The organism is Cupriavidus sp. 22TCCZM01-5 (genome assembly GCF_057798915.1).
Window position 1 is genome coordinate 1 of the sequence record NZ_JBYOJR010000065.1, and the last position, 11,576, is coordinate 11,576.

Consider the following 11,576-nt stretch of genomic DNA (forward strand, 5'->3'; position numbering starts at 1 on the left):
GAAGTTAACACCGGCTTGAGAAAGTTAACAGACCCTATGGGTAATTTCGCAACAGCTTCTTAGGAACGCCGATTCGCATTGGGCTGGCTCACACAGGGGGCAACTCTGGGAGATTCCGCACCAGGTGCTTGAACCGCCCCCAGTCCATGGCCGGATAGATCGTGGCCTCGCCGTGTCCATAGGCACGCACTAGGACCGACACACGCATGGCGCCTTCAACGTCGTTTGCCTCGAAGATATCGAGGTAGTCATAAGGCCCCATGGTGGCATAGCTGCCCAGCCATTTCACATCGGGACAAGCCTTCTCGAGATAACCTGCCACACCGCGCTCAAGCACCTCGAACGACCGAGGCTGCCGCAGCGATTCCACAGACACACGGGTTTCCATGATGAAGATTGGCATCTTCCACTCCTAAACTGATGGGCGGGATGGGCGCCGCATACTCATAGCCTAGTGACTGCTGGATAGGTTCCTTTGTCTCAGCGCAATATCTGGCAGGCCAAGCTACGGACGTTCAGGCATGCTTCTGGCGGCGCTGCCGGTACCAGCTTGGCCACGGAATGCGGCTCAACCAAACAGCTTTTTGATCGGGACGTGCGGTATCCGGATCAACGCGTGGCGGCCACCTCGGCGTTAGTGCGCCCGCCAGTCGTGGCGCGTTGCTGCGCCGCCGCCAGCGCCGCTTCCAGCGGGCCAACCCGGCTGGTCACCTTCCATAATCGGCTGTAGCTCGCTTTGTGCGGGGGGGGTGAAGATTACGACGCATTTTCGGCGGGGGTTGCGGTTGACGGCTGTCCCTATAGTGTTGATAAGTGCTGAAAACGTACGACACCAGCCAGGCAGTGCGCGTTGCATGACCAATCCTTTCGCCCCCGAAGGCAAGGCCCAGCCGCCATCGTCCAAAAAAACGCCCCCGCTTGCTATCGATTTCGCGATTGGCAGTGGTGCGGTCATGCTTTGCATTGCGCTGGCCTACCTCACCGCCGAACGGTACCCCCAGATTCTGGCAACGTTAATACCCTTGCTGGGGGCAAGCGTCGGCCTCATGGTTGGTCTCTACTGGATCCGGCTCAGGCGCGCCTCCGGAGACGGTCTTCAGAGGGTGAAGGAAAGCGAGGCGCGGTTGGCGGGGATCATCCGCTCCTCTGTGGAAGCGATCATCACCGTGGACAGCGACCAACGCGTCGTGCTGTTCAATCCAATGGCCGAGGCCTTGTTCGCGTGGCCTGCCGAACTCGCGATTGGTCGCCCGCTCGGCGATTTCATTCCCGAGCGTTTCCGGGCCGCGCATGAGGAGCATGTACGCCGGTTTGGTATCACGGGGATGTCGGATCGCCAGATGGGACGTCAACGAGCCCCCTACGCCTTGCGGCGAGACGGAAGCGAATTTCCGATCGAAGCGTCCATCTCGCAAACGGCGGACGGAGGCACCAAACTGTATACAGTGATGCTGCGCGATATTACCGAACGTGCACGTGCCGATGAGGCGCTGCGGAGCAGTCTCCAGCGCGTGAAGGAAAGCGAGGCGCGCTTGGGGGGCATCATCCGCTCGGCCATGGAGGCGATCATCACCGTGGACAGTAATCAGCGCGTCGCGCTGTTCAATCCAATGGCCGAGAGCTTGTTTGGCTGGCCTGCCGAACTGGCGATTGGCCGCCCGCTCAGCGATTTCATTCCCGAGCGCTTCCGGGCCTCCCATGAGGAGCATGTGCGCCGGTTCGGCATTACCGGTGTGTCCGAGCGCCAGATGGGACGTCAACGGGCACTCCATGCCTTGCGTCGGGACGGCAGCGAATTCCCGATCGAGGCGTCCATCTCGCAAACCGTTGACTGTGGCACCAAGTTGTACACGGTGATGCTGCGCGACATCACCGAACGCGTACGCGCCGACGAGGCTCTGCGGCGTTCGCGCGAGGATCTGCAGCAGCTCTCTGGCAGCATTCTCTCCACACGCGAGGAGGAAAAGAGGCGCGTTGCGCGCGAACTCCATGATGACCTGGGCCAGCGGCTCAGCGCGCTGAAGATGGACACGTCCATGCTTCGCGCCGACATGAAGGACGGCCGTGATGCTGCGGACCTCCTTCAGGAGATGGATGCCATGGACGAAGTCATCGACGACGCTGTAGCCTCGGTTCGCCGCATTGCCAGTGACCTGCGACCGGCCCTGCTCGACGAACTGGGCATGCTGCCCGCCATCGAATGGCTGGCCAACGATTTTGCCAACCGGTACGGATTGGCGGTAAGCGTCGATGGCGTCGATGCGGAAGTTCCGGAGCAAACGGCAATCGCCATGTTCCGCATTGCCCAGGAGGCGTTGAGCAATGTCATCCGGCATGCCGATGCAACGGCCGTACAGATCCGCCTTACCCGGGAAGAGAGCCAGATAGAACTGCAAATACAAGACGATGGCGTAGGTTGGGACAAGAAACCTTCCGGGGGCGGGCTGCGCAAGTCGCTGGGCCTGCTCGGCATCCGGGAACGGGCGCGCCTCCTGGGTGGCGCCGTCTCGATCGATAGCATCCCTGGAAAGGGGTTTTGCCTGATGGTACAAGTCCCCCAGGTCAAGGAGACATAACGTGGTACGTGTCATGATTGCCGACGATCACGCATTGGTCCGCGACGGGCTCAGGCAAATCCTGGAGCGAGCCGGCAAGTTCGAGGTCGTCGCCGAAGCTGCGGACGGGGCGCAGGTCCTTTCTCTGGTGCGCGATTGCAGCCCGCAAGTGATGCTACTTGACCTCTCCATGCCGGGACGCAGCGGGTTGGAACTGATTCGTCTGTTGCGGGACGAGCAGCCCGCGTTGCGCATCCTCGTGCTTACCATGCATGCGGAGGAACAATACATTGTTCGCGCCTTCCAGGCGGGCGCTGCCGGCTACCTGACCAAGGAGAGCGCCGCGAATGAAGTGGTCGCTGCCATTAGTCAGGTAGCCAATGGCAGCACCTACGTCAGCCCGGCGATCGCTGGAAAACTCGCGACGAGCTTGCAGGATCAACATAGCGAGGCGCCTCACCTGCACTTGTCCGACCGCGAACTGGAGGTCTATCGCCGTCTGGTCCTGGGCGAGTCGCTGACGACCATCGCGGCGGCGCTGTGTGTCAGCGCCAAGACCGTCAGTACCTACAAGATGCGCCTGATGGAGAAGATGGGGATGTCGAGCGAAGCTGCGCTGGTCCGGTATGCCCTGCACCATCACTTGTTCGGCGAGGACGAGGACTGCTAAGACTTAGCGTTGGGCCTCGATAGAGGCGCTACCCAGTCGAAACGAGTGCTGGCTGCCGGAAGCATTTGCGTGCGCGCGGGCGAGGCGTGCCGACACTGTTGCCTTTGCCTGACCCCCAGCGCGCGTCAAGCGCCTCAAGGTCGCATAGCGTGACTTGCTTGCCATGGACCCGGATCATGCCTTCCTGCTGGAAGCGGGACAAAGTACGGCTCACCGTTTCGAGTGTCAGGCCCAGGTAACCCCCAATCTCCTCCCGTGTCATGCGCAACGTGAAGTCAGTCGCCGAATAGCCCCGGCGCTCGAACCGTGCCGAGATGTCGAGCAGGTACGCGGCCACGCACTGCTCGGCGGTGAGGTTACCGAGCAGCATCCTCTGACCGGCTTCGCGTACGATTTCCGCGCTCAACATCTTATGAACATGTAGCTGCAACGGCTTGACCTCGCGGCACAGCGCTTCCAGGAGATGAAACGGGATCACACAGACGGCGCTGTCCTCGAGGGCAACGGCATCGCAGGTGTGCTGCTCCGTCGCAATGCCGTCTAAGCCGAGCGTTTCACCAGGCAGGAAGAACCCGGATACGTATTCCCGGCCACTCTGGTGCGAGAGAACAGTCTTGAACGAACCTGAGCGCAAGGCGTACACGCTGTGGAACGGATCCCCGGCCCGGTATAGCGCCTGCCCCTGCCTGAGCGTTCGCCAGTTGAGGACAACGCCACTCAGGCGAGCGACCTCCTTCTCATCCAGGGCGGACGCCATGCAGATGTGCCGCAGCGCACAGGAGGAACATTGGGCCTTTGGCTTTGGCGACTTGGACACGATGTGACCAAAGTCCTCCGCTTCCGAGGTAACGGCATCGAATGCCGTCAGGGCTGTCGTCCCCGCAATGCTTGTTTCGAACATCGTTGTCTCCATCTCGATGCCAGTCGTTGACCGGCCGAACGGCGAACCTGCGCATTCTTGACAGCGCGCATTTGTCACCGATTGCAACCTCCCTATGGTTCCTTGGCGTTCTTGACCGCAACTGCTTCCATCAGCGCCGCCCGCAGTTCATTGATTTCGAGAGTCCTGTCAAAGCAATAGCGCCCGCCTGCCTTCAGGCACGCCTTACGTAACAACGAAGCACCGCTTTCGGCAAGCACAATCAAGATGCTATCTGGGAGTGCTTTCGACACTGTCCGGATCTGCGCCAGCCAGCCCGGCTGCGAGGCGCGCAGTCCAATCAGAATGATGTCCGGCCTTACACCGATCAGCATCTGCAGTTCGGTCGCCGCATCTGTCCCCATTCCTATCACCTGAATGCCAGCCAGCGTCTTCAGCATTCGCAACTGTCTGCGCCGGATCGGGATGGCATGTTCGAGCAGATAGACGGTTAGGCCATCTTGTCGGGTGGGATCACTCATGTACCCAGTATTGTGGATGTCCGGGTGTGTCGAAATGAGGCGAAGCTGAGAGTCACGTCAGATTTGGAGGCGGCGCTGTCAGACTTCCCTGACGGACGGTCGGCGTTCAGGCCCCGACTGCAAGGGAAATATCCGCCTCACCGCCCGTAGTGAGGTGGGCATTCCTTTCGCGAACCCGCTTTCCGAGCATCTCGCAAAGCATGCCAACCAGGGCGTACACGGCGCACCATGGATGGCTCAGTAACGTCTCCACTTGCTCGCTGCGGCTCTCGCCGAACAGGCACCATGTGCAGAAGTGCTCGCAGTTGTTGGTGAGAATGCGGTAATCGTTTTCACCCAGCCTCGATGCCGCGTGCTGAACAACCTCCGCTCCGGAAAACCTGGCCTGCGAAGTCGTTTCGGTACCGAATCCGTATTCACGGGCAAAACTTGCCAAGGGAGTTTTCTCGACCGGCCCACAGCGGAAGAATCCTTTGAAGCCGGCATAGTGCATCCCCTTATACAGAAGTAGGACCGTCTTGGCAGCGGGGCATGGAGCCTGAGGCCTCGGAAATTTTGAGGTCAGGGGTTGTTAACTTCGCCGGACTCGCGTTTACTCTCGGATTTTGCGCGGCAATGGGCAACGAGTCGGGGGCATGGGTGGACGAGGAATTTGAGAATCTGGATCTTGGTGATCCGCGGCGAGATCGGCGGGCCAAGGAGTTGCTCAAGCGGTTTGCGGCACTGCCGACGGCCAGCATTCCCGGCGCATGCGATGACTGGTCGCAAACCATTGCGGCGTATCGATTTCTCAGCAATGAGCAGATCGATTGGCGCGACGTGATGCAGCCGCATTGGGAGCGCACGGCGGAAAGAGTCGCGCAGTTTCCGGTGGTGCTGTGCATCGCTGATACGACCGAGCTGAACTTCAATGGCCAGGAAATGGAGGGGCTGGGGCCGCTGAGCTACGAAGCCCAGCGGGGCATGTATCTCCATCCGACCTACGCGGTGACGCCAGACCGTGAACCGCTGGGGGTGATCGATGCCTGGATGTGGGCTCGGGAACCAAAGGACGCCGACGGCAACCGCGGCGGGATCAAAGAAAGCGTCCGCTGGATCGAGGGGTACGAACGGGTTGCGGAGCAAGCCGCGCTGCTGCCCCAGACACGGCTGGTCTATGTGACGGACCGCGAGGGTGATATTGCCGAGTTGATGGCGCGCGCCCAGGAACTTGGCCAACAGGCCGACTGGTTGATCCGCAGCCAACACAACCGCAACGTTGCTGAGGGCGGCAAGTTGTGGGATAGCGTCGACGCCAGCCCGGTACTCGGCGAAATCACCTTTATCTTGCCAGGGCGTGCAGACCAGAAGGCACGCGAGGTCAAACAGGAGTTGCGCGCCCAACGTGTGAAGCTGCCGGGTAAGGCCGGAGCGGCGATCACTTGCGTAGAGGCCAGGGAGATCGGCGCGCCCGAAGGCGTCAAGCCAGTGGTTTGGCGGCTGTTGACGAACCGAGAAGCACAGGGCGCCGATGCGGTCATCGAACTGGTTGAATGGTATCGGGCCAGGTGGGAGATCGAGATGTTCTTCCATGTCCTGAAGACCGGCTGCAAGGTCGAAGCGCTACAGCTCTCGCACATGGATCGTGTGGAGCGGGCCTTGGCGCTGTACATGGTGGTGGCGTGGCGCATTGCGCGCTTGATGCGGTTGGGCAGAACCTGCCCGGATCTGGACGCGTCCGTATTCTTCGACACCGACGAGATTCGGGGGGCATACGTGCTCGCCAAGAAATCTCGCCCGAAGACACCGATCACACTCAATCAGATGATTCGCTTGGTTGCTTCCCTGGGTGGGTTCCTTGGGCGCAAAAGCGATGGCGAGCCTGGCGCTAAGACGATCTGGATCGGCATGCAGCGAACCATGGATGCCGCGCTCACCATTCAGGCACTGCGCGAAGAGTCATGACTTCTGTATAAGGAAATGGGCATAGTGCACTACGTTTCCGTTGCCGACATAGATTCCGTGATGAACATAGCCGATGCGCTTCGTCACCAGATGCGCGCCTATGAAAAGACCCTCTGCTATATCCGCACGATGCCGTACAGGTTCGATGTTTTTGTCACGGTTGTTCATCGTTCGCCCCCCTGGTTATTTTGTCATCGCGGGTTGACTGCTGTGTGCTGCGTGGATGAACTGAAGTATTGGCGCCGCAATGCACCGCCGAAATCAGCAGCGCCTGAGAAGGTTGTCCGATCATTGCCATGGCACCGGTAGGCCAAATGCGGGGGCGGGAGCCTGATACTGGAACCCCACTGTCAGGGGAACCGTACAGTGGGTGGGATGAGAAGTGACACGTTTTTGCCGTGCACGAACCGGATGCATTGGAAGGGACTTCTGCCTGAGGCATCCCCCTTGCGAGTGGCGCCGAGTGCGCCAGAGCGCGCATTACAGATTGTTACATGCCGACCGTTTGGGATTTGGTTTAGCGCCAGTAGGATGCATCGATGGAGAACATCGAATGAGCACTGCGACATCTACGCAGCAATACGCTCCACATGCCCAGCAAATGCATCAGGAGGCAGTGACTTACATGTTGAGTCAACATGAAATTCCACCCTCGTTCTGGTAAGTACGCCACACGTCCGCTCACGCGGGATTCTGAACGTGAGCTGTTCAAGGTCGATAAACGTCACCTGATGCATTCGGGCCAAGGCTACTTGGTAGCTGTCAAACTGCGCCGCTGAGGGCAGCGTTGTTGGCCAGCGGCCTCTGGCAACTGCATTAGTCGGCGGTGGGTAGCTTACGCTCACTCCAGCATGCTCCCTAGTAGTAAGTCCATATTGATTGATTCCCAACCCCGGCCAATTGCACCGGATTCAGTTCAGGAGCTTGATCATGCCATCCTCACCCTCCGAACAGATGCAAGCAGCGCAGTCCGCTAGCTTCGATGTCTTTTGCGGCCTGGCCAATAAGGGCCTTGACAGCCTGCAGAAGCTGGTCGAGTTGAATCTGCGGACCCTCAAATCGACCTTGGTGGACACCCAAGAAGCCACACGCAAGGTGCTGGCAGCCAAAGATGCGGCCGAGCTGCTCGCCCTGCAGGCGAGTTTGCTCCCGCCGGCCATTGAGAAGGCGCAGGCGTATCAACGCGACCTCTATGAGGTTGCTGCAGCGGCACAAGGCGATTTTGCCAAGGTCGCCGAGGCGCAGCTCGATGAGACCAAACGCAAGATGAAAGACGTCATCGACAATGCCGCGACAGGCGCGCCCGGCTCAGAGGCGGCTTTGGCGGCCTGGCAATCGGCCCTGACCGCCGGCGCTACCTTATGCGAGACCATGCAGCAAACAGCGAGGCAAGCGATGGAAGCTGCTGAGAACAATTTGAACTTGGGTTCCGCGGCCGCTTCGAAGGCGCAGCGGGACACTGATAAGGCGGGCCGTGCTACCAAGCACTAGAGCGTCGAGTTTGTGGCGACGTCACCAGGTGCGCCGCCGATCTGGCGGGGCCTGGCCGGAATAATTTCCTCCTTCCGGCGGGCCGCATCACCGACGTGCCGAAAAAAAACGGATAGACACCTGATTTCGGCTGCCGCACCATGGCACGATCACGGCGTCGGTGTGCGGCATGCCGTCGCAGCCGGCCACAGCCTGGCAATTGCAGGCTCTCCCCTTTGCGCCCGGCACAGGTCTGGCACGAAGTGAGAAATTCTCGCATGATGAATGTACGGACCCCATGGGCAGCCCGATGCAGAATGCCCGAGGCGTCCGCACAGCGTGCAATAGTGTTCCATGGCAATTTCCTTCGTCGATAGCAGAGCGTTGTTAACTCAGTATCGAAGGGACACCCCACTACTGCCATCAGGAGACTCTGATTGTCATGTCAGCGCCGTGGCGCTCCGTTTGTCGGCCGTGCCCCTGCTTGCGTAGGTAACTACGGCAGGCCTGTCAGCACAGCCTGACAGTGGTCGACTCCTGATTTGTCGCCGGGTGTCGTGAACACAGGGAGCCTTTCACTTGGGGCTCGGCGAGCCCAGGTCGATCACCGCATCATGCTGCCCCGAAGTAACCGAGGCACGACCGGTGCTTGTGCGCCAGACTCGCAACCGAGATCGTGGCAGCGAGCAGCGCTCGGTCATCTCGATCATCGGAACACTTCGAACGCGATGCCCACCAGCAGTCCGCTGAATTTGGCGCGATCGTTGACCAGAAGCTTTTGGCGAGCAACAGGATGCCAGTCGTTGCAGTAAGTCAGGTAACCGGTTCCATCCGCAAGGTAGCGAATGGCAGTCGGGTCGGGATTGCCCACGGCAAGTAGGCCGACGACGGTCGCCCGATATTTCAGGGCCCGTTGCGCCGCAAGATGCAACCGCTGGTATACGCGGCGGCTGGCATCCAGGGGAAACATGATCGTGGCGTTGTCCATTGACAATCTCCGGGAGACAGCGTGAGGGATCCCTCATTTAGCCCGGAGCAACCTCGGTCATTTGTCGCACCACATCAAAGAGGGCCGGGGAAATGGCAGCATGCCGCGCCCCTCCCCTAACCAGCCGGCGGTATCGGGAAGGGCTGGACTGCACGTTTGACACAAGTCAACTCCTACGCGCCACCGGCACCTAGGCTTGAAACTGTCTGGCTGCCATCGCGGCAGTCGCCCTTTGCTGTCGAGAATCCCGCCATGTATGAACGCATCCTTGTCGCTGTTGACGGCAGCCAATCGTCGGTCCTCGCAGTCGAGCAAGCCATTGTCGTCGCCAAGGCCAGCGGCGCGGAGGTCAAAGTGCTGTTCGTGGCAGACGACAGTGACCTGTTCTTCGAGGTCAGCTACAGGGACCCGGCCGATCTCATGAAGGAAATCATGAACTTTGGGCAAAAGGTACTGGCCGCCACGGTCAACCGATTCAACGCTGCCGGTGTACCTTGCGTGACCCGTCTGCTCGAGCGTACAAACTCGCCAGGCCAGATCGCGAACACCATCGTGAACGAGGCGCGCCACTGGAATGCCGACCTGATCGTCCTCGGCACGCACGGGCGGCGCGGAATCCGCCGCCTAGTCATGGGAAGCGTGTCCGAGGGCGTGATTCGCGAGACCAGTTTGCCCGTCCTGCTGATCCGTAGCGAGACGGAAAAGTGACCCGACCAGACCGCGACCCGAAGGCCGCCGACATGAGCCAGATCTATTTCTCCGATACGAAATCGGCCTATTGCCGGGCCGGCCCCAGCCTCCAGTGTCCGGTGCGGATCGATGGGAACCCGGCAGGCTACGAGATCACGGCAGACTCACTGGAGGATCACTTTGGCGCGCGTTTGTATCTCTATGACGTTCTGGTGGCCTGCATTTTTCAACCACCGGGAAGCGATCGAAGGCGTGGCACGCGGCGTATTCGAGATGACAGGCGCGCGCAGTATCGTCCTGCATAGCGGGCATTTCTGCTTTCGTACATAGGCGTCACCGTGATCGGCACCCGGTCCCTGCTACGGGACGAATGCTGGTGGCCGAGCCGGACGCCTCTGGCAGTCGTTGCCGGAGAGGCTGTCTACGCGGCCGGCGATGACTGGCAAGCCTTGCTGCGGCTAAGAGATGCCACTCGCGACGAAATCCGCGCCAGGCTCCAGGAGCCAGACGCAACGGAATGATCGGCGCCTGCCGCTTACGAGGAGGATCGCGCCGGGCTTGCTGAACCCATACCCACTGCCGGGTCGGCTACATGGTCTGCTTCAGGTACTGTGCCCTGCACTCCAACTCGCGGCCTCGCACCACGCGCTTGCCGATCAAGGATCCGCGGGTTTCGGTGACGACGGTCCGCTGATTCTCTTCATGATCGTCGTCGTAGAAATAGAGCACCACCCAGTCCTCGGTACGCCCGAGTTCGTGGGCACGCGAGGTATTGGAGAACAGCGCGGTAAAGTGCCAGCCGTCCCGGCTCAGATGAAGCACCGGCAACCACGCCGCACCTTGGGGATTCAATCGTTTCGGGGCAATGGTCGGCAGCGCGTTCGCTGCGGCTTTCTCGCGGTAGAAACGATCTACCTCCAGCAGCAGGGACACCGGCGGCTCCACCAGCGGTGTCTTGCGCTGCCGCTGCGCCCGCCACTGGCGCCGTCGGCTCAGTACCTCCTCCAGCGCGGCGCGGATGCCTGCCGCGCGGCGCGGGCCGATGCCTTTGATGTCCTCGAGACGCCCGTCGCGAGCCGCAAGCTCCAACGCTTCAAGCGTATCGATATGCAGGGTGTCGTGGATCCGGGTAGCGAGTTCCGGACCAACCCCCGGCACGCTCTGGAACAATGCCGCGTAGGCATCTGCGCCGCGAAGCCGCTCGAGTTGGCGCCAGCGGTCCGTGATGAGCATTTCGGCAATCGCGCCCGCGATACCCTTGCCAACGTGAGGTAGCGCATCGAGCGCGTCGACGCCCCCCTTTTCAAAGAGCATCCGGATATCACTGTGCAGGTTGGCAACGGTATCGGCGGCGGCCCTGTACGCCCCGGCCCGGAACGGGTTGGCGCCCTGCTCTTCGAGGTGATGCGCCGCTTCCTGCAAGCATTGGGCCACCTGCAGATTGTCGGGAAATGCGCGGGAAGGCGTCATCTTCGCTTGCCAATCAAGGGAATCCGCGCCGGCGGCCAGCGACACCGGACCGGTGTTCATCCCGGCTCATGTCAGGACCTGCTCCGCAGGCACGTGCGCATAGCCATGGGCCCTGGCGACGGCCGCGTGGGTGACATACCCGGACCGAGCACTCGGCGAGGCCATACACGGGAGTCATGGCGATTGGATCAAAGCCATACCGAGCAAAGCGTGAAGCAAATCTCTCGATGGTTTCCGCGCTGACCGGTTCGGCGCCGTTGTAGGCCAGGCGCCATGCACTCAGGTCCAGGCCGGCCAGATCCCGTTCGTCGATTTTCCCCGCGCACGCACGGATCGAACGTGCTGAGGCCGCACGCAACGCCGGTCTGGCAATGCCGCTGACCCATGG

Annotated in this window: 12 protein-coding genes and 1 pseudogene; 6 read left to right on the top strand and 7 right to left on the bottom strand. The window is 60.8% G+C overall.

Annotated features, from left to right (window positions below; translation table 11 throughout):
* Nucleotides 1-88: 88 nt before the first annotated feature.
* Nucleotides 89-403 carry a GYD domain-containing protein gene (locus AC3FNH_RS32080; protein WP_488722941.1) on the bottom strand — a complete coding sequence of 105 codons (315 nt, stop codon included), beginning with the start codon at nt 401-403 and terminating at the stop codon, nt 89-91.
* A gap of 451 nt (nt 404-854) precedes the next feature.
* On the opposite strand from AC3FNH_RS32080, the gene AC3FNH_RS32085 reads away from it, so the two are divergent.
* Both AC3FNH_RS32085 and AC3FNH_RS32090 read left to right on the top strand, forming a co-directional pair.
* Complete coding sequence (locus tag AC3FNH_RS32085; protein WP_488722942.1) at nt 855-2,576, top strand: PAS domain-containing sensor histidine kinase; 1,722 nt, start codon at nt 855-857, stop codon at nt 2,574-2,576.
* A 1-nt stretch (nt 2,577) separates the two neighbouring features.
* Nucleotides 2,578-3,225, top strand: coding sequence for a response regulator (locus AC3FNH_RS32090; RefSeq protein ID WP_488722943.1), 648 nt, complete (start codon nt 2,578-2,580; stop codon nt 3,223-3,225).
* Between the two features lie 28 nt (nt 3,226-3,253).
* On the opposite strand, the gene AC3FNH_RS32095 is transcribed toward AC3FNH_RS32090, so the two are convergent.
* The 3 genes from AC3FNH_RS32095 to AC3FNH_RS32105 all read right to left on the bottom strand — a co-directional run bounded on the left by AC3FNH_RS32095 (nt 3,254) and on the right by AC3FNH_RS32105 (nt 5,119).
* Nucleotides 3,254-4,126, bottom strand: coding sequence for a helix-turn-helix domain-containing protein (locus AC3FNH_RS32095; RefSeq protein ID WP_488722944.1), 873 nt, complete (start codon nt 4,124-4,126; stop codon nt 3,254-3,256).
* Nucleotides 4,127-4,218: 92 nt separating this feature from the next.
* Nucleotides 4,219-4,626, bottom strand: coding sequence for a response regulator (locus tag AC3FNH_RS32100; protein WP_488722945.1), 408 nt, complete (start codon nt 4,624-4,626; stop codon nt 4,219-4,221).
* Nucleotides 4,627-4,732: 106 nt separating this feature from the next.
* Nucleotides 4,733-5,119, bottom strand: a complete 387-nt coding sequence (locus AC3FNH_RS32105; RefSeq protein ID WP_488722946.1) for a lecithin retinol acyltransferase family protein — start codon at nt 5,117-5,119, stop codon at nt 4,733-4,735.
* A 122-nt stretch (nt 5,120-5,241) separates the two neighbouring features.
* Between AC3FNH_RS32105 and AC3FNH_RS32110 the strand changes: the two genes are divergently transcribed.
* Entirely contained in the window at nt 5,242-6,570 is a 1,329-nt protein-coding gene (locus AC3FNH_RS32110; RefSeq protein WP_488722951.1) for an IS4 family transposase, read from the top strand.
* Nucleotides 6,571-6,582: 12 nt separating this feature from the next.
* Here the strand turns inward: AC3FNH_RS32110 and AC3FNH_RS32115 are convergent.
* Nucleotides 6,583-6,738 (bottom strand): annotated as a pseudogene (locus AC3FNH_RS32115) (lecithin retinol acyltransferase family protein); the annotation flags it as partial.
* A gap of 762 nt (nt 6,739-7,500) precedes the next feature.
* Here AC3FNH_RS32115 and phaP point away from each other — a divergent pair.
* On the top strand, nt 7,501-8,061 hold the full coding sequence (gene phaP / locus AC3FNH_RS32120) for a TIGR01841 family phasin (RefSeq protein ID WP_488722947.1): 561 nt from the start codon (nt 7,501-7,503) through the stop codon (nt 8,059-8,061).
* Between the two features lie 685 nt (nt 8,062-8,746).
* Here the strand turns inward: phaP and AC3FNH_RS32125 are convergent.
* The gene (locus AC3FNH_RS32125) at nt 8,747-9,028 is read right to left on the bottom strand and encodes a hypothetical protein (protein ID WP_488722948.1); all 282 of its coding nucleotides are present in this window, start codon (nt 9,026-9,028) and stop codon (nt 8,747-8,749) included.
* Nucleotides 9,029-9,280: 252 nt separating this feature from the next.
* Here AC3FNH_RS32125 and AC3FNH_RS32130 point away from each other — a divergent pair, with 252 nt between their 5' ends.
* Together AC3FNH_RS32130 and AC3FNH_RS32135 are read left to right on the top strand one after the other, a co-directional pair.
* Nucleotides 9,281-9,736, top strand: coding sequence for a universal stress protein (locus tag AC3FNH_RS32130; RefSeq protein WP_488722949.1), 456 nt, complete (start codon nt 9,281-9,283; stop codon nt 9,734-9,736).
* A gap of 32 nt (nt 9,737-9,768) precedes the next feature.
* Nucleotides 9,769-10,023: a DUF1488 family protein gene (locus AC3FNH_RS32135; RefSeq protein ID WP_488722950.1), complete on the top strand. Its 255-nt coding sequence runs from the start codon at nt 9,769-9,771 to the stop codon at nt 10,021-10,023.
* Between the two features lie 283 nt (nt 10,024-10,306).
* On the opposite strand, the gene AC3FNH_RS32140 is transcribed toward AC3FNH_RS32135, so the two are convergent.
* Nucleotides 10,307-11,188 (bottom strand): helix-hairpin-helix domain-containing protein, encoded by an 882-nt coding sequence (locus tag AC3FNH_RS32140; protein WP_488722952.1) that lies wholly within the window; start codon nt 11,186-11,188, stop codon nt 10,307-10,309.
* Nucleotides 11,189-11,576: the final 388 nt, after the last annotated feature.

Coding starts and splice junctions, on each gene's coding strand:
- AC3FNH_RS32080 (WP_488722941.1), bottom strand. CDS start 403: ATGCCAATCTTCATCATGGAAACCCGTGTGTCTGTGGAATCGCTGCGG.
- AC3FNH_RS32085 (WP_488722942.1), top strand. CDS start 855: ATGACCAATCCTTTCGCCCCCGAAGGCAAGGCCCAGCCGCCATCGTCC.
- AC3FNH_RS32095 (WP_488722944.1), bottom strand. CDS start 4,126: ATGTTCGAAACAAGCATTGCGGGGACGACAGCCCTGACGGCATTCGAT.
- AC3FNH_RS32100 (WP_488722945.1), bottom strand. CDS start 4,626: ATGAGTGATCCCACCCGACAAGATGGCCTAACCGTCTATCTGCTCGAA.
- AC3FNH_RS32105 (WP_488722946.1), bottom strand. CDS start 5,119: ATGCACTATGCCGGCTTCAAAGGATTCTTCCGCTGTGGGCCGGTCGAG.
- AC3FNH_RS32110 (WP_488722951.1), top strand. CDS start 5,242: ATGGGCAACGAGTCGGGGGCATGGGTGGACGAGGAATTTGAGAATCTG.
- phaP (WP_488722947.1), top strand. CDS start 7,501: ATGCCATCCTCACCCTCCGAACAGATGCAAGCAGCGCAGTCCGCTAGC.
- AC3FNH_RS32125 (WP_488722948.1), bottom strand. CDS start 9,028: ATGGACAACGCCACGATCATGTTTCCCCTGGATGCCAGCCGCCGCGTA.
- AC3FNH_RS32130 (WP_488722949.1), top strand. CDS start 9,281: ATGTATGAACGCATCCTTGTCGCTGTTGACGGCAGCCAATCGTCGGTC.
- AC3FNH_RS32135 (WP_488722950.1), top strand. CDS start 9,769: ATGAGCCAGATCTATTTCTCCGATACGAAATCGGCCTATTGCCGGGCC.
- AC3FNH_RS32140 (WP_488722952.1), bottom strand. CDS start 11,188: ATGACGCCTTCCCGCGCATTTCCCGACAATCTGCAGGTGGCCCAATGC.